Here is a 524-nt window from a genome sequence, read left to right as displayed (position 1 = left end):
GGGGACTACAAATACCATTTTTAGCTTTGCTTTTTTTACGCCCATGAAAACCTCAAAAACCGAAAACGGAATGTGCAACAATCACGCATCCCGTCCGCATTGAAGGAGTTCGCATCATGGCCACCATCCATCTGCACAACGACGCCGGCTACGCGCAACGCATCCGCGCCCGCACCCATCAGCTGCAAGCGGATGAACCCGCCGGCAACGGCGGCAGCGACACCGGTGCGGCGCCTTACGAATTGCTGCTGGCCGCGCTGGCCGCGTGCACCTCGCTGACCTTGCGCATGTATGCCGATCGCAAGGGCTGGGACCTCGGCACCATCCATATCGATGCGCGTTTTTCGCGCGACGACTGCGGGCTGGAGAACATCGAGCGCACCGTCACCTTCGGCAATACGCTGACACCGGAACAGCTCACGCGCCTCGCCGAAATCTGCGAGAAGACGCCGGTCACCAAGACCTTGCGCGAAGGCACGCCGATCCGTACGGCTTTCGTATAGCCCCCCCGGGGGATAGCGAAT

The 524-nt window shown here is 60.5% G+C and carries 1 protein-coding gene; it reads left to right on the top strand.

What is annotated here, in order from left to right:
• The first annotated feature begins 116 nt into the window (after window positions 1-116).
• A complete protein-coding gene (locus HLUSI_RS0110740; protein ID WP_016833984.1) occupies window positions 117-503 on the top strand; it encodes an OsmC family protein in 387 nt (128 codons plus the stop codon).
• Window positions 504-524 lie beyond the last annotated feature (21 nt).

Origin of the sequence: Herbaspirillum lusitanum P6-12 (assembly GCF_000256565.1) — a bacterium.
GTDB lineage: Bacteria > Pseudomonadota > Gammaproteobacteria > Burkholderiales > Burkholderiaceae_D > Herbaspirillum > Herbaspirillum lusitanum.
Note: the sequence above shows the minus strand (reverse complement) of the source record. Positions and strands in the feature narration are given on the sequence as shown.

Excerpts from the sequence above, each read along its gene's own strand:
- HLUSI_RS0110740 (WP_016833984.1), top strand. The coding sequence starts at position 117 with ATGGCCACCATCCATCTGCACAACGACGCCGGCTACGCGCAACGCATC.